This window comes from Lacisediminihabitans sp. (assembly GCF_036569425.1).
Lineage (GTDB): Bacteria > Actinomycetota > Actinomycetes > Actinomycetales > Microbacteriaceae > Lacisediminihabitans.
The window spans coordinates 1-20,181 of record NZ_DATCQQ010000011.1; the positions used below are offsets into that span (position 1 = coordinate 1).

Sequence of the window (20,181 nt, forward strand, 5' to 3'; positions counted from 1 at the left end):
CCGCCTCGTTGAGATGCGCCCCCAGTCGGGGCTTGGGGGCGCTCACGTTGATGGCGGCGATGATGTTCTGCCTGAAGTCGAACACGGGCGCCGAGACACCGACCACGCCCGTCTCGAACTCCTCGTCGACGGTCGCGTAGCCGCGGCGCCTGATGCGGGCGATTTCGGCCGTGAGGCTCTCGAAGTCGGTCACGAGCGGGGCTACCCCGGTGGGGGCCGTGGTCGGGACACCGGACGCCTGTAGCGGGGGGCTGACGGGACTCGTGACCGCGGCGTCGTGGCCGTGGGCCTCATACCAGCGACGCAGGTCGTCTTCCGCCCAGTCGCTCACGAGCACACGCCCGGACGAGGTCTGCCAGGCCGCGGTGCTCACGCCCTCCCAGCCGAGGCCGCGGAACGCGTACTCGCTCAGCTCGCTCGCGAGGGTGAGCACATTGCCGCCGCGAAGCACGCACAGGTGGGTGGTCTCGTGCGTCGCGGTGACCATGCGCCGCAGGTAGGGCACGGATGCCCGCACCAGTCGGGATTCGAGCGTGCGCGCCGCGAGTGCGTAGAGCTGGTAGCCGAGCCGATAGCTCTGCGTCACGGGGTCGCGCGAGACGAGTCCGGAGTCGGCGAGGGTCGCGAGCGTGCGCGAGATGGCGCCCTTGTCGCGTCCGGCGAGCTCGGAGACGCGCACGACGCCGAGTCCGCCGGCCGATTCCGCCTCGGGCGAGCCAAGGATCTCGAGCAATTCGAGGTCCCGGCGGAGGCCGGCCGAATTGCGTCTGGGGGCCGAAACTGCCGCTTCACTGTCGGTCGTCATGGGCCCCACACTATTGGGCAGTTGCCATTTGCGCAACTGGGGTTGCCCAAATAAGAACCAACTCATAGTGTTCCTCTAGTCGACCGCCGCACCACGAGCGGCAACGGCAACTCAACGAAGAGTAAGGAGGACGCAACCGTGACCGGATTCGATTTCAGTCGACTGCTGCATTTTTGGTCACAGCGGTGGCCGGACATCCTTGGTCTGATCGTCGAACACATCGCGGTCGTCGCCATCTCGCTGCTCATCGCCATGGTTCTCGGCGTCGGAATCGGCATGCTCGTCTGGAACCGGCCGATTCCGCGCTCCGTGGTCATCGCCGCGGCCGGCGTGGCCCTCACTATCCCCTCCCTCGCCATGCTCGCGCTGCTCATCCCCACCTTCGGCCTCGGCTGGACACCCACCGTCATCGCGCTCGTCATGTACTCGCTGCTGCCGATCGTGCGCAACACCGTGGTCGGGCTTCGCGAGGTGCCGCCGGCCGTCATGGAGTCGGCAACGGGCATGGGAATGAACCAGTTTTCGGTGCTCCTGCGCATTCAGTTGCCGATCGCCTGGCCGATCATCCTCACCGGGGTGCGGGTCGCGGCGCAGCTCACCATCGGCATTGCCGCCATCGCTGCGTATGTCGCCGGTCCGGGACTGGGCTCGTACATCTTCCAGGGCCTGTCCTCCCTCGGCTCCGTGAACGCGCTCAACTTCGCGCTCACCGGCACTCTCGGCGTCGTCATCCTCGCGCTCATCGTCGACGCGCTCTTCGTCACCATCACCCGCTACACCACGTCAAGGGGACTCCGTGCCTAAAACACCAGACACCGCAATCATCCAGATCGCCCGCAACACCAGCGGCGCCCGGATAGTGCTCGACCACGTCACCAAGAGCTACGCCAACCAGCCGGTGTCGGCCGTCGAGGACTTCTCCATGACCGCGGAGCCGGGCGAGCTGATCATGTTCGTCGGACCGAGCGGATGCGGCAAGACCACCACGATGAAGATGATCAACCGCATCATCGAACCGACAAGCGGCTCGATTTCGATCGACGGTCGCGACGTGCTCTCGCTCAACCCGCACGAGCTCCGACGTCACATCGGCTACGTGATCCAGCAGATCGGCCTGTTTCCGCACCTGACCATCGCGGAGAACATCGCCGTGGTGCCCAAGCTGCTCGGCTGGAGCAAGAACGCGATCGGGGACCGCATCGACGAGCTGCTCAGCACTGTTGAGCTCAACCCGAAGGACTTCGCGCACCGCTACCCCAAGCAGCTCTCCGGTGGGCAGCAGCAGCGAGTCGGCGTCGCCCGCGCGCTCGCCGCCGATCCGCCGGTCATGCTCATGGACGAACCGTTCGGCGCCACCGACCCGATCACCCGCGAGAAGCTGCAGGCCGAGTTCCTGCGGCTGCAGGAGTCTCTCGGCAAGACGATCATCTTCGTCACCCACGACTTCGACGAGGCCGTGCGTCTCGGCGACCGAATCGCGGTGCTGAGCGATCGCAGCCAGATCGAACAGTTCGACACCCCGGCCAACATCCTCGCCTCCCCGGCCAACGATTATGTAGCCTCCTTCATCGGCCACGGCGCGGCGATCAAGCGGCTCACCCTCATCCCGGTCACCGACGCCGTGCTCGGTCCGGTGAGCGAGGCGTCTGGCGGGCCCATCACCGTGAGCGACACCGACACCCTCCGCGACGCGCTGGACTCGCTCGTGCTCACCGGGCTCGCCTCCCTCACCGTTGTCGACGAGGCACGGAGGCCGATCGGGTCCATCAGTGTCGACCGGATCTCGGCGGTGCTCGGGGCCGACGTCGCCACACCGACGGTGCAAGCGAACTGATCATGACCAGCCAAGCCACCAGGGACGTGTCAACGTCGTACAGCCAGCAGCCGAGCGGGCGCGCCCGGTTCTTCACCGCGAAGCGGTTCGTCACGCCGGCCCTCGTGGTCGTCTTGCTCGGGGTTCTGCTGCTCTGGCTCTCGACCCTCCAGCTCGACTCGATCGAGCGGCGCACCCTCAACATCGACTACATCATCAACCGCACCCGCGAGCACCTCGGTCTCACGATCGTGGCGTCCGCCCTGGTCGCCGTGCTCGCCATTCCGCTCGGAATCGCGCTCAGCCGCACCCGGTCGAAGGTCGTGCGGGGCATCGTTCTCGGCATCGCGAACGTCGGGCAGGCGACCCCGGCCGTCGGGGTGATCATCCTGCTTGCGATCGTCTGGCAGACCGGTTACACGACGGCCCTCGTGGCGCTCGTCATCTACTCCTTCCTGCCCGTGCTGCGCAACACCCTCATCGGCCTGCAGCAGGTGGACGAGAGCGTGCGCGAGTCTGCGCGAGGGATGGGGATGACTCCCAACCAGGTGCTGCGCGATGTCGAGCTTCCCCTCGCCGTACCGGTGATCCTCGCCGGACTGCGCACCTCGCTCGTCTTCTGCGTCGGCGTCGCGACCATCGCCACCTTCATCAACGCGGGCGGTCTCGGCGACATGATCGTGAACGGCCTCAAGCTGCAGCGCTACCCGGTGCTCATCACCGGAGCCGTGCTCGTCGCCTGCATCGCCCTGCTCATCGACTGGATCGCCGGCATCGCCGAAGACCTGCTCCGACCGCGCGGAACCTGATTCCCCGATTTTCACCCGCACAGCACCCACCCATCACCGCACAAGGAGAAACCATGAACAAACGCACCACCACGTCGCTGCTGGCCGTCGCGGCCGTCGGCCTGCTCGCGCTCAGCGCGTGCTCGGGCGCTGGAAGCGCGACGAAGTCGTCGGGCAAGGGCACCGAGGTCGCCGGCCTCACCGGCACGATCGGAGCGAAGGACTTCTCCGAGCAGTACATCCTCGCCTACCTCACGAGCGACCTGCTCAACGCCCACGGCGCCAAGACGACGGCGAACATCAAGGTCGTCGGTTCGGCGAACGTTCGGGCGGCGCTCGAGAGCGACAACTTCATGGGGTACTGGGAGTACACGGGCACGTCCTGGATCACCTACAACAAGAACACCGCTCCCGTGAAGGGCGAAGCGGCCCAGTTCGCGGCGACGAAGGCCGCCGACGCGAAGAACGGCATCGCCTGGGTCGACCCGGCGCCGCTCAACAACACCTACGCGTTCGCGATCCGATCCGACAAGGCGAAGAAGCTCGGGGTGAAGTCGCTCAGTGACATCGCCGGGCTCCCGGTGAAGGACCAGACGTTCTGCATCGAGAGCGAGTTCTCCACCCGGGATGACGGATGGCCGGGCCTCAAGAAGGCCTACGGCATCGACGTTCCGGACTCCAACGTGGCGCTGCTCGACACCGGCGTCATCTACACGGCCACCCAGAAGGGCACGGACTGCAACTTCGGCGAGGTCTTCCAGACCGATGGGCGCATTAAGGCCCTCGACCTCACGGTGATGAAGGACGACAAGGAGTTCTTTCCCGTCTATCAGGGAGCGTTCACGGTCAAGCAGACAACACTGGACAAGTACCCGGGCATCGCCAAGGTCATCGCGCTGATGGCCCCGAAGCTCACGACCCTGGAGATGCAGACGCTCAATGCGCAGGCGGATGTCGACGGCGACGACCCGAAGACGATCGCGCACGACTGGCTCGTCAAGCAGGGACTGATCTAAATGACCCAGGCTCTTCAGATTGGTGAGAGTTTTGACGGGGACGGCGTCAACGCCGCCCATGTCAACACCGTTTTCGGTCACCGCGAGGGGCCGGCAGGAGTGGCGTGGGCTTCGGCCCTCGCCACCCCCAGCCAGGGGCACGTGCCCTTCGTGACCGTGCTGCGGCCGTCCCTGCCCGTCAAGCCGCTCACGCTATTCGTGACCAAGGCAGCCCCGGTCGGCGACGACCACGGGCTCCTGATCTGGGGACCGGCGCAGGCCGGCATCGCCGCCGGTGTCGCGGATGCGCTCGCCGACGGCGTGATCTCCCTCGAAGAGGCGGACAGCCACGTGATCATCGCCGCCGTGTGGGTGAATCCCGCAGCGGATGACGCGGAGGCCGTCTACGCCAACAACCGCCTCTCGGTGCGCACGGCCCTCGAAAACGGCGCCAGGTCGCTCCCGAGCACCGACGAAGTGATCGCGGCGAGGCACTCGCCGTCGAATCCCTTCTTCACCCCGCGGGCCTAGCCCCACACCGACCAGGAAGTCACGCATGAAGATCACCGCCATCCGGCTCACGCGGCTGAGCCTGCCGCTCGACCCGCCGTTCCACGCGGCGTGGGACCCCCAACCGCGGCGCGACTTTCCGGCCACGCTCGTGGAGGTGGAGACCGACAACGGTCTCGTGGGCGTCGGTTCCGGCGACACCATGGACGGCTTCGAGGCGTACGAGCACCTCTTCATCGGCACCGACCCGATGCAGATCCTCAACCAGGTGCGCCGCATCGAAACGATCAACTTCCACGGCGGCCGGTACTGGCCTCTCGAGGCGGCGCTCTGGGACATCATCGGGCAAGTGGCCGGCCTGCCCGTGAGCGTGCTCTTCGGAGGGGCGCGGGACCGACTCGTCGCCTACGCGTCGAGCGGGGAGCTGAAGTCGCCCGAGGCTCGGGCGGAGTCCGCCGTCGCCGCTCGGGAGCGTGGCTTCAAGGCGATGAAGATCCGCATCGCGCGGGACAACGTCGACGAGGGGATCGCCGCAGTGCGGGCCGCGCGAGAGGCTGTCGGGCCGCACTTCGATCTCATGGTGGACCTCAACCAGATGTGGCGGATGAGCGGGGACATCGAGGCCGCGCTGCCGCTTGCGCGGGTGCAGCGGATCGCCGCGGAGCTGATGGAACTGGGTGTGCTCTGGCTTGAGGAGCCGCTGCCGCAGGCGGATGTCGTCGGTGCGCGCCGGGTGCGCGCCCAGACCGGCATCCAGGTTTCCGGCGGCGAGATGGTGCGCAGCATGCCGGAGCTGGCGGCCCTCATCGAGGCAGACGCCTACGACATCTACCAGCCGGATGTCGTGCTCGCCGTTGGCATGTACCGCGCCCGCCAGGTGGCCGAATCGGCCAACCTCAGGCACCGACTATTCACCCCGCACACCTGGAGCAACGGACTCGGTCTCCTGGCCAACCTGCACGTGGCGGCCGGTGTCGACGCCGGCCCGTACCTCGAGTTTCCGTACGACCCGCCGGGATGGACGCCGGAGCGCCGTGACTTCTTCATGGAGCCGCTGGACATCGACGGCGAGGGTAATCTCATGGTTCCGACGGCACCGGGACTCGGTGCCACCATCGATTGGGATGCAGTGAAGAGGTTCACGATATGACCAACTGGGCGGCCCGCGCGGCGGCGCTCACCCCCGAGAACCGTCTGTTCATCGACGGCGAGTTCCGTCCGGCGGTCGACGGCGCGACCTTCGACACGATCTCGCCCCGCGACGGCACGCTCATCACGAGCGTGAGCGCCGCCGGCGAGGCCGACGTGGATGCGGCAGTACGCGCGGCCGCTCGGGCCTTCGACTCCGGGGTATGGTCGCGGGCCGACCGTCGGGAACGCCAGCGTGTGCTCATGCGGCTCAGCGAGCTCATGCTGGAGAACCTCGACGAGCTTGCACTCCTCGAGGCGATGGACTCCGGGCATCCGATCGGCGACTCGCGCCGGGTCGACGTGCCGAACGCCGCCCGCACCATGCGCTGGTATGCCGAGGCGATCGACAAGATCTACGACGAGGTCGCTCCGGCCCCCCAGAGCGCGCTCGCCCTCGTGACGCGGGAGCCGCTCGGCGTGATCGGGGCCGTCGTGCCCTGGAACTACCCGCTGATCATCACGGCGTGGAAGGTCGCGCCGGCGCTCGCCGCCGGCAACTCCGTCGTACTCAAGCCGGCAGAGCTCACGAGCCTCTCGGCCCTCAAGCTTGCCGAACTCGCCGCCGAGGCGGGAATCCCGCCCGGGGTGTTCAACGTGGTTCCCGGCCTCGGCGCGGTGGCCGGCCAGGCGCTCGGCCGCCACTACCTGGTGGACAAGATCACCTTCACCGGCTCACCGGCGGTCGGTCGCCGTTTTCTCAGCTATTCCGGGGAGTCCAACGGCAAGCAGGTGGCGCTCGAGCTCGGCGGCAAGTCGCCCCAGGTGGTGCTCTCGGATGTCGAGGACATCGCCGCCTGCGCGTCGGCCGTCGCGTGGGGCATCTTCTACAACGCGGGGCAGACCTGCCACGGCGGCAGCCGCCTCATCGTGGACGAGCGGGTGCACGACGAGCTCGTGGAGAAGGTGCGCCGGGTGGGCGACTCGCTCATCCTCGGCGACCCGCTCGACGACGCCACCCAGATCGGCACGATCGCGAGTTCGACCCAGCTCGACCGGGTGCTCGAATACACCGAGGTCGCGCGCTCGGAGGGCGTGACGGTGTACGGCGGAGAGCGCGTGCGCCCGGAGGGGCTGGCCGAGGGCTTCTACGTGGAGCCAACGGTGTTCGTGGGGGTCGACAACGCGGGCCGCATCGGCCAGGAGGAGATCTTCGGTCCCGCCCTCGCGGTGACCACGGTGCGCGGCGCGGCCGAGGCGGTGCGAGTGGCCAATCACAGCGCGTACGGTCTCGCGGCCAGTGTCTGGACGGCCAACCTCACCACGGCCCACACCGTGGCGCGGGACCTGCGCGCCGGAACGGTCTGGATCAACACCTACGACGTCGCCGACGTCATCACGCCGTTCGGCGGGTTCAAGAGTTCGGGCAGCGGCCGCGATCGGTCGCTGCACGCCTTTGACTCGTACACGGCGCTCAAGACCACCTGGATCAACCTGGGCGATTCGCCCCTGACCAACGATTGAGAACGCACGAACACATGAGCACCAACACTCCGACGCGCGTCGGCTTCATCGGCCTGGGAAACATGGGCTCCGGCATGACCCGAAACCTGCAGAAGGCGGGCTTCGACCTCGTGGTCAACGACATCCGGCGGGAGTCGGCCGACGAGCTGGTCGCCGCCGGAGCAGTCTGGGCCAACACCCCGGCGGAGGTGGCGGCCCAGAGCGAGGTCGTCATCACGATGCTGCCGACACCGCGACACGTGGAGACCGTGGTGTGCGACCCGACCACGGGAATCCTCGCCGGGATCGCCGACAACGGCACCTGGGTGGACATGTCCACCTCGGTGCCCGAGCTCGCCCAGCGGGTTCGCGCGGACTACGCGGACCGCAACCTGCACATCCTCGACGCGCCGGTCAGCGGAATGTCGGTCGGGGCCGCGAACGGGATGCTTCAGATCTTCGTCGGAGGAGAGGCGGATGACGTGGCCCGCCTCCGCCCGATCTTCGAGGCGATGGGCGACCCGGAGCGCATCCTGCACGTGGGGGACGCCGGCACCGGCTACGCCGTGAAGCTCATGATCAACCAGCTCTGGTTCTCGCACCTGGTGGCGACGGCCGAGGTGCTCGCCATCGGGGTGAAGGCCGGTGTCGACCTCGACGTGTTGCGCAATTCGCTCATCGCGAGCCCGGCCAACAGTAACTTCGTGCAGAACGACGTGCTCTCGATCCTCGACAACGGCGACTACGACGAGGGCTTCGCGATCGCGCTCGCCTGTAAGGACCTCGGCCTGTCGATCGACCTCGCCCGGGCCGTGGGGGCACCGTCCGAGCTCAGCGCGCTCGTCGAGCAGATCTACCGCCGGGCGCGGGCCCAGTACGGCGACCGCGCCGGCGAAATGACCCCGGTGAGACTCTACGAAGACCTTCTCGGCATCGAGTTTCGCCTCCAGAAGGAGTTCGCATGAAGACCATCGCCCCCACCGGCCTCGCCCCGCTGCCACGACCGCTCGCCGACACCGAACTCACGATCGACCAGAAGCCGATCGCCCACTTCGGGCGCGGCACGGTGACCAGGGTGGGCCAGATCACCGCGGCGACCGGCGCGACGAGTGCCATCATCGTCACGGATCCGTTCCTCGCTGCATCCCCGATCGTGGCACGCGTGCGCGAGTCGCTCGAATCGGCCGGGCTCGCCGTGACGGTGTATGGGGGAGTGACACCCAACCCCACGACGACCTGCGTCGACGAGGGAAGCGACCTCGCTGCCTCCGTCGGGGCGCAGGCCATCGTCGCCGTCGGAGGCGGGTCCTCGATGGATGCCGCCAAGGGAATATCTCTCGGCGCGGTCAACCAGGAGCGCGGCGTCGGCCTGGACTACAGCACGACCTTCGCCCACCCTGCGCTGCCGATCGTCGCGATTCCCACGACAGCCGGCACCGGGGCCGAGGTCAATGCCTTCGGGGTGATCACCGACATCGTGAGCCACCGTAAGTTCTACGTCGGCCACGACAGCGCCCTCGCGAGGGCCGCCATCCTCGACCCGGACCTCACGGTGGGCCTGCCGGCCGGGGCCACCGCCGCCACCGGCATGGACGCCCTCACCCACTCCCTCGAGTCGTACCTCTCGGTGCGCGCGAATCCGTACAGCGACGGCATCGCCCTCCAGGTGATCTCCACGGTGGCCGAGTACCTGCCGCGCGCCGTCGATGACGGTTCGGACATCGAGGCCCGGGCCGAGCTGCTGCTCGCGAGCCACGTCGCCGGCGTCGGTTTCTCGCACACCGGTCTTGGGCTGGTGCACGGCATCGCGCATCCGCTTGGCGGCCAGTTCAACATCCCGCACGGGCTCGCCCTCTGCATCGTGATCGAGAGCGTGCTGCGGTTCAACCTGCCGGCGCGGGCGGAGCGTATTGCCCGGGTCGCCTTCGCTCTCGGGGTGGGGGACACCGCGGCGTCCCAGGCGGAGAACGCCGAGTCGGCGATCACGGCGATCGCGGCGCTCGCGGCGCGAGTGGGCATGACGGGCCCACTCTCCACGTTCGGGGTCACGCTCGAGGCTCTTCCGTCGCTCGCCGCCGACACGCTCGCCGATTCCGTGACGGTCAACAACCCCATCCAGCCCACCGTGGACGACGTGGTGCGCATCCTCAAGGAGTCCCTGTGATCATCACGCCGACAATCGAGAAGTCCCTGCTCGAGCGCATCCCGACCGGTCTCTTCATCGGCGGGGAGTGGCGCCCGGCTGCCGACGGTGGCACCTTCGACGTTCACGACCCGTCCACCGGCGAGGTGCTCCTGACCATTGCCGACGCGACGCCGGCCGACGGTGCCGCGGCTCTCGACGCGGCGGCTGCCGCCCAGCGCTCCTGGGCGAAGACGGCGCCGCGGGTGCGGGCGGAGATTCTGCGCTCGGCCTTCGAGCTTCTCACGGCGCGCGCCGACGACTTCGCCCTGCTCATGACGCTCGAGATGGGCAAACCGATCGCCGAGGCCCGCGGCGAGGTGGCCTACGGTGCGGAGTTCCTGCGCTGGTTCTCCGAGGAGACCGCGCGCATCTCCGGCCGGTTCTCGACCGCCCCCGATGGCAACAGCCGTCTGCTCGTCACCAAGCGAGCGGTTGGACCATGCCTGTTCATCACCCCGTGGAACTTTCCCCTCGCCATGGCCACGCGCAAGATCGCGCCGGCGATCGCGGCGGGCTGCACGATGGTGTTGAAGCCCGCCGCCCTCACGCCGCTCACCGCCCTCTTCTTCGCGCAACTGCTGCAGGAGGCCGGTCTGCCGGGCGGCGTGCTCAACGTCGTCCAGACCACGAGGGCAGGCGCGGTGACGGCCCCGCTCATCAAGGACCCGCGCCTGCGCAAGCTCTCGTTCACCGGTTCGACCGAGGTGGGGCGGCGCCTCATCGCGGATGCCGCCGACCAGGTTCTGCGCGTCTCGATGGAGCTCGGCGGCAACGCTCCGTTCCTGGTATTCGGCGACGCGGATGTGGAAAAGGCCGTCGACGGCGCGATGATCGCCAAGATGCGCAACGGCGGAGAGGCCTGCACCGCGGCCAACCGCATCCTCGTGCACGAGTCGGTGGCCGACGAGTTCACGGCGAGGCTCGTCGAACGGATGCGGGCCCACACCGTCGCGCGCGGTACCGAGCCGGAGTCGAAGATCGGGCCGCTCGTCGACGAGGGGACCCGGGCCAAGGTTCACGAACTCGTCACCGCCTCGGTGGAGGCCGGCGCGACGCTCGCCCTCGGTGGCAGGGCCGTCGAGGGGGCGGGCTACTTCTACGAGCCGACCGTGCTCACCAACGTTCCGGCGCACGCCCGCATCATGCACGAGGAGGTCTTCGGGCCCGTCGCGCCGATCACGACCTTCGCGACGGAGGCAGACGCCATCCGGCTCGCCAACGACACCGAGTTCGGCCTCGTCGCCTACGCGTACACGCGGGACCTCAACCGGAGCCTTCGCCTCGCGGAGGAACTCGAGGTGGGCATGCTCGGCATCAACACGGGCATCGTGTCGAATCCGGCCGCACCGTTCGGCGGCGTCAAGCAGTCCGGGCTCGGCCGCGAGGGAGGTCTCGAGGGAATCGAGGAGTACCTGGAGACGCGATACGTGGGAATCGCCGACCCGTTCGCCGACGCCTGAGCGGTGCCGGTCAGATCGCGGCGTGCTGCCGGCTGAGCTCCACGTAGTGCATGGCGTTGGCGGTGACCCCGAGCCGTTCGTCCCTGGTCAGCTCACGGCGCACCTTCGCCGGCACCCCGGCCACGAGCGAGCCCGGCGGCACGATCGTGCCCTCGAGCACGACGGCCCCCGCCGCGACGAGGGAGCCGGCGCCGATTACCGCGCCGTTGAGCACCGTCGCGCTCATGCCGATGAGGCAGTCGTCTTCCACGGTGCAGCCGTGCAGCACCGCCGAGTGGCCCACGCTCACGCGCGCGCCGACCGTGGTCGGGATGCCCGTGTCGCAGTGCACTGAAACGTTGTCCTGGATGTTGCTGCCCGCGCCGATCGAGATCGAGTCGGTGTCGCCGCGCAGCACCGAGCCGTAGAAGACGCTCGCGTCGTCGGCGATCGTGACGCGACCGATGAGCGTGGCGTTCGGGGCGACCCACGCGGTGTCGGAAATGGCCGGCGTGTGTCCGTCGAAGGCGAGAATGAGTGACATCCGTTCAGGCTATCGCGGCGACGATCCGCGCCCCTGATTCCCAAAACGCAGGAGATTCGCCGCGAAATGGCCATCGCGGCGGCGTTACGCGGCATTCGGTGCCAAATCTCCTGCGTTTTCGGCTTGGCGAGAGGGCGCGGGCGCTCAGGCGAACAGCGCCCCCACCTGCTCCGCGAGCGCGTCGTCGAAGTCCATCGACGCCGCTTCCGTCACGGCGTCCCACTGGGCGGTGCGCCTGGGCGAGACGATCGTCGCCGTGACGAGCGGATGCCGCAGCAGCCAGCCGAGCGCGAGTCCGGCGATGCTCACCTCGCGTTCACGGGCGACCGGCTCGACGGCGGCGACCCTGGCCAGGTTCGGCAGGGTGAACGCGTCGCCGTACATCGCGGGGGCGAGCGCGAGCCGGCTCCCGGCGGCGGGCTCCGGGAGCGCCTCGAGGTCGGTCCCGAGGAACCGGTTCGACAGGATGCCGCCGGCAAGTGGCGAGTACGCCACGAAACCGAGTCCCTCCTCCGCGAGCAGCGGCAGCAGGTCTCGCTCGACCTCGCGCGACAGCAGGCTGAAGCCGTTCTGCACCCAGCCCGGCCGGGGGAGTCCCGCCCGGTCGGCGGCGAGCAGCCAGGCCTCCACCTCGCGCACCGAGAGGTTCGAGCATCCGTACGCCCGGATCTGCTCGGTGTCGATGGCCGCGGCGAACGCGGTGATGGTCTCCTCGAGCGGCGTGGACGGGTCGACGCCGTGGGCGAGGTACAGGTCCACCGTGCCGAGCCTCGAGCGGCTGAGCGCGAGCTGGCGCGCGATGTGGTCGGCGGAGAGGGAGATGGTCTCCTGGCCGCGCTCCACGACGTTGCCGACCTTGGTGGAGACGAGCACGTCGTCCCGCTCGCGTTCCTCTCGCCAGCGGCCGATCACCCGTTCGCTCTCGCCGCCCGCGAAACTGTTGGCCGTGTCGAGCACCCGGATGCCCACCTCGTATGCTTCGTCGAGCCGCTCGAGTGCCTCGTCGGTGGCCATCCCGAGCCCGATTCGCGACGGCGCTGAGCCGATGCCGCCGATCGCGGCACCGCCGAAGAAGAACTCGCTCACGAGAATCCCGGTCGTGCCGAGGGAAACGGAGCGAATTGCGGTGTCGGCCATGCCTGCAGCCTAGGCGCCGAGTCGGGTCGCGACCGGCTCAGAGGCTCTTGACGGCACTGAGGATCCGGGTCAGCGATTCCTTGGCGTCGCCGAAGAGCAGGGTCGTCTGCGACTCGTAGAGGAGCTCGTTCTCGATTCCCGCGAATCCGGGGCGCATCGACCGCTTGAGGAAGACCACCTGCCTGGCCTCCGAGACGTTGAGGATCGGCATCCCGTAGATCGGCGAGCCCGGGCTCGTTCTCGCGGCGGGGTTGACGACGTCGTTGGCTCCGACGACGAGCACGACATCGGCGGTCTTGAACTGCGGATTCACCTCGTCCATCTCCCGAAGCACCTCGTACGCCACGTTCGCCTCGGCGAGGAGCACGTTCATGTGCCCCGGCATGCGGCCGGCGACCGGGTGGATGCCGAAGACGACCTCGATGCCCTTCGCCTCGAGCACCGTCGCGAGCTCGGCCATGGTGTGCTGCGCCTGCGCGACGGCGAGCCCGTAGCCGGGCACCACGATCACTCGTTGCGCGTATCCCAGCAGGATCGCGACATCCTCGGCCGACACCGAGCGCACCGGACGCTCGGAGATCGTCGTCGACCCGGCGGTCGAGCCGCCTTTGAACGCGCCGAAGATGATTCCGCTGACGCTGCGCCCCATCGCCGCGGCCATGGCCCTGGTCAGGATCGTGCCGCTTGCCCCCACGAGCGTCCCGGCCACGAGGAGGAGCACGTTGCCGAGGACGAGGCCGGATGCCGCGACCGCGAGCCCCGTGAACGCGTTGAGCAGCGAGATCACGATCGGCACATCCGCCCCGCCCACCGGCAGCACGAGCAGCAACCCGCTGAGGAGTCCAAGCCCCAGGAGGATCATCGCGGGCAGGAGAGACCCGGTCGCCACCACGAAGCCGCCGGACGCGAGGGCGCCGGCGAGCACGACGACCATGACCCAGCGTTGCCCGGCGAAGATGAGGGGCCTGGTCGAGATGAGTTCCTGGAGCTTCGCGAAGGTGACCGCCGACCCGGCGAAGGAGACGGCGCCGATCAGAATCGTGAAGGCGATCGCCAGGCCCGACCAGGGCGATTCGGCGTGGGCGAGCTCGAGAATCGCCACGATCGCCGCGGCGCCGCCGCCGACCCCGTTGAAGAGGGCCACGAGCTGGGGCATTTGCGTCATCGTGACCCGGCGCGAGACCGGGGCGGCGATCGCGGAGCCGACGAGGATCGTCGCGATGATCCACGGCAGATTGCCGAGGTGGACCGAGAGAAACACCGTGCCGACCGCGATCACGGCGCCGACGGCACCGATCAGGTTCCCCCGCCTGGCCGTTCGGGGCGAGCTGAGCCCCTTGAGGGCGAGGATGAAGCAGACCGCGGCGAGCAGGTAGAGGCCGGCGGTCCACTCGGCCGTGAGCACATTCACAAGGCGTCCTTCTGCTTGCGGGAGGACGGCTGCTTGCGGGCCGACGGCTGCTTGCGGGCGGATGGCTGCCTGCGGGCCGACGGCTGCTTGCGGGCGGATGGCTGCCTGCGGGAGGCCGGCGCCGCGCGTCCGCCGAACATCCTGAGCATCCGGTCGGTCACGACGAATCCGCCGACGAGGTTGATGGTCGCGAGCAGCACGGCGACGAGGGCAGTCACGAGCAGCCAGGTCTCGGTGGCGGAGCCTGCAACGATGATCGCGCCGACGAGGATGATGCCGTGGATGGCGTTCGCCCCGGACATGAGCGGGGTGTGCAGGGTGCTCGACACCTTCGAGACGACCTCGAAACCGATGAAGACCGCCAGCACGAACACGGTCAGGAGGGTCATGGCATTCATCGCTGTGGTCCCGTCTCGCGTGCCTCTTCGCTCAGCGACATCGCCTCGAGCGTCGGTTGGTGGGTCACGATCCCGTCGCGGGTGAGGCACGCGCCGCCCACGACCTCGTCGGTGAAGTCGGGGACGACCACGCCGTCGACGGTCATCAGAGTGAGGAGATTCGAGACGTTCTTCGCGTAGAGCCTCGAGGCGTCGTACGGCATCGCGGAGGCGACATCCTTCATCCCGACGAGCGTGATCGTGCCGCGGTCGCCGTCGAGGCGGATCGGGATGTCGGCCCCCGGCACGCTTCCCTCGACGTTTCCGCCGGACTCCGCGGCGAGGTCGATCACGACCGATCCGGAGCGCATGCCCCGCAGCATGTCGGAGCTGACGAGCCGCGGCGCCGGTCGGCCGGGGATCGCCGCCGTCGTGATCACGACATCCGCGGCCTCGATGTGGGGGCGCAGGAGCTCGCGCTGGCGGGCGGCCCGGTCCTCGGCGAGCTCGGTCGCATAGCCGCCGGTTCCGTCGGCGGTGTCCGCGTCGAGAGTGATGAAGGTCGCGCCCATCGACGCGACCTCCTCGGCGGATGCCGCGCGCACGTCGTAGCCGGACACGCGGGCCCCGAGGCGCTTCGCCGTGGCGATCGCCTGGAGGCCGGCGACGCCGGCGCCGAGGACGAGCACCCTGGCCGGCGGGATCGTCCCGGCCGCCGTCATGTACAGGGGGAAGAAGCGGGGCAGCCGCATCGCGGCCTCGAGCACGCAGCGGTAGCCGGCCACGAGCGCCTGCGAGGTGAGAGCGTCCATGGACTGGGCCCTGGAGAGCCGCGGCACCAGTTCGAGCGCGAACGAGGTGACCCCGGCATCCCGAAGCGCCGCCACGACGGCGAGGTTCGCCGCGGGGGCGGCGAGGCCGACCGTGATCGTCCCCTCGGCGAGCCGGGCAACGGTGCCCGGATCGAGCGGCCGAACGTGGGCGAGCACGTCGCACTGCGCCGCGTCGAGGGTGTCGACGAGCCGGGCGCCCGCCTTCGCGTATTCGCCGTCTGGATAGCCCGCCGCGGCTCCCGCTCCCTGCTCCACCGACACGCTCAGGCCCGCGGCGACGAGCTGGAGCACGGATTCGGGAGTGGCCGCGACCCGGCGTTCCCCTGGGTCGATCTCGCGCCGAACACCGATGTTCATCTGACTCCCTGTGGGCCCTCACGAGCGACCTCTGCCAACGTATCGCTTCGGGGCCGAAAATCCCGGTTACGGCGTCGCGGCTCGCTAGCGCAGGGAGTCGAGCCGGCCGGCCACCTCTTCGAGCACCGAGACGGATCCGGCGTAGACGCCGTCGCGGCGCGGCCAGTGCGAGATGACGTCGGTGAACCCGAGCCCGGCCGCCCGGCCCACGAGATCCTCGAAAGCGCCGACGCTCTCGAGAGAGAACCGCCCGCCGGAGTCGAGCGAGAGGTACCGTTCGATGGCTGCCGGGTCGCGCCCGGCGGCAGCCGCCGCGTCGTCGAGGCGGGCGACGAGCGACTCGACGGACGCCCACCACTCCTCGCCGGTGGCGCCCTCCTTGCCGGTGCTCACCCAGCCCTGCCCGTACCGGACGACGACGCCGAGGCCGCGGGGCCCGTTCGCGGCGATCACTAACGGCACGCGGGGCTGCTGGGCGGGCACCCCCACCATCCGCGCCTCGTGCGTGGTGAACCACTCGCCGGCGAACGAGATCGGCCCATGCTGCTCGAAGCGCAGCAGCCCGTCGAGCTGCTGTACGAATTCGGCGAACCGCTCGTGCCGCTCCCGCGCCGAGAGCGCGGCCTGGCCGAGCACGAACGCGTCGAAGCCCGTGCCTCCCGAGCCGATCCCGAGAATGAACCGGCCGCCCGACACGTCGTCGACGGTCGCGACATCCTTGGCGAAGGTGACCGGATGCCGAAAGTTGGGCGACGAGACGAAGGTACCGAGGCGGATCCTGGTCGTCACCGTCGCCGCCGCGGTGAGGGTGGGGATCGTCGCGCCCCACGGCTCGTCGGCGAGGGTGCGCCACGACAGGTGGTCGTAGGTCCAGGCGTGGTCGAAGCCCAGGTTCTCTGCCGCCGCCCACGTGTAGCGGGCCTTCGCCCACGGCTCCTGAGGCAGGATCACGATTCCGAAGCGCATGTGCCCAGCCTAGGAGCGGGAACGGCACGAGGCGAGGCGCGCCTCGTGACACGCACGGCGGGACCCGGCGCGGTCGGGTTAAACTGGTCGCACCATGGCCACCTTTGGAAATCTCACCGATCGACTCGTCGACACCTTCAAGAACCTTCGCGGCAAGGGCAAGCTCAGCGCGGCGGATGTGGACGGCACCGTCCGCGAGATCCGCCGGGCGCTGCTCGACGCCGACGTCGCCCTCGAGGTGGTGAAGGACTTCACCGCTCGCGTGCGCGAACGCGCGATGGGGGACGAGGTCTCGAAGGCTCTCAATCCCGCCCAGCAGGTGGTGCAGATCGTCAACGACGAGCTCGTGACGATCCTCGGCGGCGAGGCCCGGCGCATCCAGTTCGCCAAGAATCCGCCGACCGTGATCATGCTCGCCGGACTCCAGGGCGCCGGAAAGACCACCCTCGCCGGCAAGCTCGCGAAATGGCTTGCCGCCCAGAACCACACCCCGCTGCTGGTCGCCGCCGACCTCCAGCGCCCCAACGCGGTCACCCAGCTCAAGGTCGTCGGCGAGCAGGCCGGCGTCGCCGTGTTCGCGCCGGAACCGGGAAATGTCGGCGCGGAGGATGCCGCCCCCAAATCGTTCTTCGGCGGAGGCGGCGGCAACCCGGTCAAGGTGGCCAAGGACGGCATCAAGTTCGCCAGGGACAAGCAGTACGACATCGTGATCGTGGACACCGCCGGCCGCCTCGGCGTCGACGCCGAGCTGATGAAGCAGGCGTCAGACATCCGCAAGGCGATCGACCCAGACGAGGTGCTCTTCGTCATCGACGCGATGATCGGCCAGGACGCCGTCGCCACCGCGAAGGCGTTCCAGGAGGGCGTGGACTTCACCGGTGTCGTGCTCACCAAGCTCGACGGCGACGCGCGCGGTGGTGCGGCGCTGTCCGTGGCTTCGGTCACCGGCCGGCCCATCATCTTCGCCTCCACCGGTGAGGGCCTCGACGACTTCGAGCCGTTCTATCCCGACCGCATGGCGAGCCGCATCCTCGACCTCGGCGACATCCTCACTCTCATCGAGCAGGCGCAAAAGAACTTCGACGAGGAGGAGTCCCGCAAGGTCGCGGAAAAGTTCGCCACCGACACCTTCACGCTAGAGGACTTCCTCGGCCAGATGCAGCAGCTCAAGAACATGGGCTCGATCAAGAACATGCTCGGCATGCTCCCCGGAGCGAAGGGCATGCGCGAGCAGCTCGACAACTTCGACGAGTCGGAGATCACCCGCACCGAGGCGATCATCCAGTCGATGACGATCGCCGAGCGTCGCCAGGCGAAGGTGCTCAACGGCTCAAGGCGGGTGCGCATCGCGCGCGGCTCAGGCACGACCGTCACCGAGGTCAACGCGCTCGTCAATCGTTTCGAGCAGGCGGCGAAGATGATGAAGACCGTGGCGAAGGGCGGGGTGCCTCAGGTGCCCGGCATGGGGCCGATCCCAGGCGCCAAGTTCGGCGGGGCGAAGAAGGTGCAGCAGAAGAAGGGCTCCAAGTCAGGCAACCCGGCCAAGCGCGCGGCGGAGAACGCCGCCCTCGCGGCCGGGGCCAAGCCGTCGACGGCCGCCTCGGGCTCCGGATTCGGCCTCGGCGGTGCCGGCACGGCCGGGCCCTCCGAGGAAGAGCTCGCGAGCCTGCAGAAGCTGCTCGGCCGCGGCTAGAGCTTCAGCTTCGCGCTTCGGACGGCCCCGGCGATCGCCTTTGCGAGTTCCCGCTGGCCCTTGACGGTGGGGTGCACGTCGTCGCTCTGCAGCCACGAGCGGTGGCCGGCGAGCGGCTGCCCGATGTCGAGGTAGACACCGCCCACCCCCTTCACGGCCTGGCGCACCTGCTCGTTGATGTCGTCCATCTGGTCGGGCGCGGCGGTGTCGTTCCAGACGGTGCTGATGCCGACGATCGTCGTCGTGGGGAGGGCGGCCTGCAGCGCCGTCACGACCTGGATCGTCTGCTCCTGCAGTTGAGAGTTGCTGATGCCCAGGTCGTTGCTGCTGCCCGAGATCAGGACGAGGGACGGCTTGGCCGCCACCGCCTCGGCGACGAGGCCGGAGAAGTCGCCGCCGCAGTCGTCGGCGTCCCCCGCTTTCACGAAACCGGCGCCATCGCAGGCGAGGTTGTCGAGCGACCACGCGTTCGTCTGGGCGAGCAGCGCCGGCCACGCCTGGGCCGGAGACAGTCCGTGGCCCTTCATGATCGAGTCCCCGATCGCCACGACGACGGGACCCGAAGTCGTGGCCGTCGCGGTCGTGGTCGTGTCCGTGTCGAGGTCATTCGACGCGCAACCGCCGAGGGCGAGAGCCGCGGCGAGCATCGCGGCCAGCGCGACGAATCGTGGCTGGCGCAGGGTCATGGTCGACAGGTTACGTCGCGCACCCTATGAGAACACTTGGAATGAGACCACTCGGAGTCGATCCGAGTCGGAGGTGGGCGCCGAGCGTCGACTCGTTCTAGGCTCGAGTAATGACCCCAGCCCACAACCGCCCGGTGCGCCTCGGCGTGCAGATCGCCCCCCAGCACGCCGGATACGAGAAGATCCGCGAGACGGCGGCCGAGCTCGAAGACCTCGGCGTCGACATCCTCTTCAACTGGGACCACTTCTACCCGCTCTACGGCAACCCGGACGGCCTGCACTTCGAGTCGTGGACAATGCTCGCCGCCCTGGCCGAGCAGACCTCGCGGGTGGAGCTGGGCGCGCTCGTCAACTGCAACAGCTACCGCAACGCGAATCTGCAGGCGGACATGGCCCGCACGATCGACCACATCAGCGCGAAGGGCACAGGCACCGGCCGGTTCATCTTCGGCACCGGTTCCGGCTGGTTCGAGAAGGACTACGTGGAGTACGGCTTCGAGTTCGGCACGGTCGGCAAGCGGCTCGACGCGCTCGCGGCGAGCCTGCCGGTGATCGAGGCGCGTTGGGCGAGGCTCAACCCGGCGCCGACCAGGCACATCCCGGTGCTGATCGGCGGGGGCGGCGAAAAGAAGACTCTGCGGATCGTGGCGAAGCACGCCGACATCTGGCACTCGTTCAGCGACCCGGAGACGCTCGAGCGCAAGCTCGGCATCCTCGCGGAGCACGGCGCGGAGGTGGGCCGCGACGTCTCGCAGATCGAGATCTCGACCGAGCTGCGCGGCCGCAACCACGATCAGGCCGACGAGCTGCACGCTCTCGGAACCAGCCTCTTCACCATCGGGATATCCGGCCCCGCCTACGATCTCGCCCCGGTTCACAACTGGCTGGCCTGGCGCGACGCGAAGAACGCCGGCTGACGCGGCACGTCGGCGTCGCCGCTCGCCGCATCCGCAACACGCGTTTCTCCGGAGGTGTGCTCCAGAATCGGGCATTTGGCGCCAGTTTCGTGGG

Annotated in this window: 20 protein-coding genes; 12 read left to right on the plus strand and 8 right to left on the minus strand. The window is 68.8% G+C overall.

Annotated features, from left to right (window positions below):
- A partial coding sequence (locus VIM54_RS01090) for an IclR family transcriptional regulator (protein ID WP_331898420.1) occupies positions 1 to 805 on the minus strand: 805 nt, incomplete at its 3' end.
- 162 nt (positions 806 to 967) lie between these two features.
- Here VIM54_RS01090 and VIM54_RS01095 point away from each other — a divergent pair.
- The 10 genes from VIM54_RS01095 to VIM54_RS01140 are packed head-to-tail and all read left to right on the plus strand — an operon-like array spanning position 968 to position 11,187.
- Entirely contained in the window at positions 968 to 1,609 is a 642-nt protein-coding gene (locus tag VIM54_RS01095; RefSeq protein ID WP_414673147.1) for an ABC transporter permease, read from the plus strand.
- Positions 1,602 to 2,639 carry an ABC transporter ATP-binding protein gene (locus tag VIM54_RS01100; protein WP_331898424.1) on the plus strand — a complete coding sequence of 346 codons (1,038 nt, stop codon included), beginning with the start codon at positions 1,602 to 1,604 and terminating at the stop codon, positions 2,637 to 2,639. The genes VIM54_RS01095 and VIM54_RS01100 overlap by 8 nt, the downstream gene beginning before the upstream one ends.
- A gap of 2 nt (positions 2,640 to 2,641) precedes the next feature.
- Positions 2,642 to 3,427: an ABC transporter permease gene (locus VIM54_RS01105; protein WP_331898426.1), complete on the plus strand. Its 786-nt coding sequence runs from the start codon at positions 2,642 to 2,644 to the stop codon at positions 3,425 to 3,427.
- 53 nt (positions 3,428 to 3,480) lie between these two features.
- The gene (locus VIM54_RS01110; RefSeq protein ID WP_331898428.1) at positions 3,481 to 4,422 is read left to right on the plus strand and encodes a glycine betaine ABC transporter substrate-binding protein; all 942 of its coding nucleotides are present in this window, start codon (positions 3,481 to 3,483) and stop codon (positions 4,420 to 4,422) included.
- Positions 4,423 to 4,932: a formaldehyde-activating enzyme gene (fae, locus tag VIM54_RS01115; protein ID WP_331898430.1), complete on the plus strand. Its 510-nt coding sequence runs from the start codon at positions 4,423 to 4,425 to the stop codon at positions 4,930 to 4,932. It abuts the gene before it with no gap.
- 25 nt (positions 4,933 to 4,957) lie between these two features.
- Positions 4,958 to 6,061, plus strand: a complete 1,104-nt coding sequence (locus VIM54_RS01120) for a mandelate racemase/muconate lactonizing enzyme family protein (protein ID WP_331898432.1) — start codon at positions 4,958 to 4,960, stop codon at positions 6,059 to 6,061.
- The gene (locus tag VIM54_RS01125) at positions 6,058 to 7,563 is read left to right on the plus strand and encodes an aldehyde dehydrogenase (protein ID WP_331898434.1); all 1,506 of its coding nucleotides are present in this window, start codon (positions 6,058 to 6,060) and stop codon (positions 7,561 to 7,563) included. The genes VIM54_RS01120 and VIM54_RS01125 overlap by 4 nt, the downstream gene beginning before the upstream one ends.
- 14 nt (positions 7,564 to 7,577) lie before the next feature.
- Positions 7,578 to 8,507, plus strand: a complete 930-nt coding sequence (locus VIM54_RS01130; RefSeq protein WP_331898436.1) for an NAD(P)-dependent oxidoreductase — start codon at positions 7,578 to 7,580, stop codon at positions 8,505 to 8,507.
- Positions 8,504 to 9,706, plus strand: a complete 1,203-nt coding sequence (locus tag VIM54_RS01135) for an iron-containing alcohol dehydrogenase (RefSeq protein WP_331898438.1) — start codon at positions 8,504 to 8,506, stop codon at positions 9,704 to 9,706. Before VIM54_RS01130 ends, VIM54_RS01135 begins: the two co-directional genes overlap by 4 nt.
- Positions 9,703 to 11,187: an NAD-dependent succinate-semialdehyde dehydrogenase gene (locus VIM54_RS01140; protein WP_331898440.1), complete on the plus strand. Its 1,485-nt coding sequence runs from the start codon at positions 9,703 to 9,705 to the stop codon at positions 11,185 to 11,187. Before VIM54_RS01135 ends, VIM54_RS01140 begins: the two co-directional genes overlap by 4 nt.
- Positions 11,188 to 11,197: 10 nt before the next feature.
- Here VIM54_RS01140 and VIM54_RS01145 read toward each other — a convergent pair whose 3' ends face one another.
- From VIM54_RS01145 to VIM54_RS01170, 6 genes are all read right to left on the minus strand, one after another.
- A complete protein-coding gene (locus tag VIM54_RS01145) occupies positions 11,198 to 11,710 on the minus strand; it encodes a gamma carbonic anhydrase family protein (RefSeq protein WP_331898442.1) in 513 nt (170 codons plus the stop codon).
- 144 nt (positions 11,711 to 11,854) lie between these two features.
- Positions 11,855 to 12,847, minus strand: coding sequence for an aldo/keto reductase (locus tag VIM54_RS01150; protein WP_331898444.1), 993 nt, complete (start codon positions 12,845 to 12,847; stop codon positions 11,855 to 11,857).
- A gap of 37 nt (positions 12,848 to 12,884) precedes the next feature.
- The gene (locus tag VIM54_RS01155; RefSeq protein ID WP_331898446.1) at positions 12,885 to 14,258 is read right to left on the minus strand and encodes an NAD(P)(+) transhydrogenase (Re/Si-specific) subunit beta; all 1,374 of its coding nucleotides are present in this window, start codon (positions 14,256 to 14,258) and stop codon (positions 12,885 to 12,887) included.
- Positions 14,255 to 14,656 (minus strand): proton-translocating transhydrogenase family protein, encoded by a 402-nt coding sequence (locus VIM54_RS01160; protein ID WP_331898447.1) that lies wholly within the window; start codon positions 14,654 to 14,656, stop codon positions 14,255 to 14,257. Before VIM54_RS01160 ends, VIM54_RS01155 begins: the two co-directional genes overlap by 4 nt.
- Complete coding sequence (locus tag VIM54_RS01165; RefSeq protein WP_331898449.1) at positions 14,653 to 15,825, minus strand: NAD(P) transhydrogenase subunit alpha; 1,173 nt, start codon at positions 15,823 to 15,825, stop codon at positions 14,653 to 14,655. Before VIM54_RS01165 ends, VIM54_RS01160 begins: the two co-directional genes overlap by 4 nt.
- An 84-nt stretch (positions 15,826 to 15,909) precedes the next feature.
- Complete coding sequence (locus tag VIM54_RS01170) at positions 15,910 to 16,791, minus strand: LLM class flavin-dependent oxidoreductase (protein WP_331898450.1); 882 nt, start codon at positions 16,789 to 16,791, stop codon at positions 15,910 to 15,912.
- 94 nt (positions 16,792 to 16,885) lie between these two features.
- On the opposite strand from VIM54_RS01170, the gene ffh reads away from it, so the two are divergent.
- Positions 16,886 to 18,484: a signal recognition particle protein gene (gene ffh / locus VIM54_RS01175; protein ID WP_331898452.1), complete on the plus strand. Its 1,599-nt coding sequence runs from the start codon at positions 16,886 to 16,888 to the stop codon at positions 18,482 to 18,484.
- Here the strand turns inward: ffh and VIM54_RS01180 are convergent.
- Complete coding sequence (locus VIM54_RS01180; RefSeq protein ID WP_331898453.1) at positions 18,481 to 19,170, minus strand: SGNH/GDSL hydrolase family protein; 690 nt, start codon at positions 19,168 to 19,170, stop codon at positions 18,481 to 18,483. The genes ffh and VIM54_RS01180 overlap by 4 nt on opposite strands.
- A 110-nt stretch (positions 19,171 to 19,280) precedes the next feature.
- On the opposite strand from VIM54_RS01180, the gene VIM54_RS01185 reads away from it, so the two are divergent.
- Positions 19,281 to 20,087 carry an LLM class F420-dependent oxidoreductase gene (locus VIM54_RS01185; RefSeq protein ID WP_331898455.1) on the plus strand — a complete coding sequence of 269 codons (807 nt, stop codon included), beginning with the start codon at positions 19,281 to 19,283 and terminating at the stop codon, positions 20,085 to 20,087.
- Positions 20,088 to 20,181 lie beyond the last annotated feature (94 nt).

Excerpts from the sequence above, each read along its gene's own strand:
- VIM54_RS01105 (WP_331898426.1), top strand. The coding sequence starts at position 2,642 with ATGACCAGCCAAGCCACCAGGGACGTGTCAACGTCGTACAGCCAGCAG.
- VIM54_RS01110 (WP_331898428.1), top strand. The coding sequence starts at position 3,481 with ATGAACAAACGCACCACCACGTCGCTGCTGGCCGTCGCGGCCGTCGGC.
- fae (WP_331898430.1), top strand. The coding sequence starts at position 4,423 with ATGACCCAGGCTCTTCAGATTGGTGAGAGTTTTGACGGGGACGGCGTC.
- VIM54_RS01120 (WP_331898432.1), top strand. The coding sequence starts at position 4,958 with ATGAAGATCACCGCCATCCGGCTCACGCGGCTGAGCCTGCCGCTCGAC.
- VIM54_RS01125 (WP_331898434.1), top strand. The coding sequence starts at position 6,058 with ATGACCAACTGGGCGGCCCGCGCGGCGGCGCTCACCCCCGAGAACCGT.
- VIM54_RS01130 (WP_331898436.1), top strand. The coding sequence starts at position 7,578 with ATGAGCACCAACACTCCGACGCGCGTCGGCTTCATCGGCCTGGGAAAC.
- VIM54_RS01135 (WP_331898438.1), top strand. The coding sequence starts at position 8,504 with ATGAAGACCATCGCCCCCACCGGCCTCGCCCCGCTGCCACGACCGCTC.
- VIM54_RS01145 (WP_331898442.1), bottom strand. The coding sequence starts at position 11,710 with ATGTCACTCATTCTCGCCTTCGACGGACACACGCCGGCCATTTCCGAC.
- VIM54_RS01150 (WP_331898444.1), bottom strand. The coding sequence starts at position 12,847 with ATGGCCGACACCGCAATTCGCTCCGTTTCCCTCGGCACGACCGGGATT.
- VIM54_RS01160 (WP_331898447.1), bottom strand. The coding sequence starts at position 14,656 with ATGAATGCCATGACCCTCCTGACCGTGTTCGTGCTGGCGGTCTTCATC.
- VIM54_RS01165 (WP_331898449.1), bottom strand. The coding sequence starts at position 15,825 with ATGAACATCGGTGTTCGGCGCGAGATCGACCCAGGGGAACGCCGGGTC.
- VIM54_RS01170 (WP_331898450.1), bottom strand. The coding sequence starts at position 16,791 with ATGCGCTTCGGAATCGTGATCCTGCCTCAGGAGCCGTGGGCGAAGGCC.
- ffh (WP_331898452.1), top strand. The coding sequence starts at position 16,886 with ATGGCCACCTTTGGAAATCTCACCGATCGACTCGTCGACACCTTCAAG.
- VIM54_RS01180 (WP_331898453.1), bottom strand. The coding sequence starts at position 19,170 with ATGACCCTGCGCCAGCCACGATTCGTCGCGCTGGCCGCGATGCTCGCC.
- VIM54_RS01185 (WP_331898455.1), top strand. The coding sequence starts at position 19,281 with ATGACCCCAGCCCACAACCGCCCGGTGCGCCTCGGCGTGCAGATCGCC.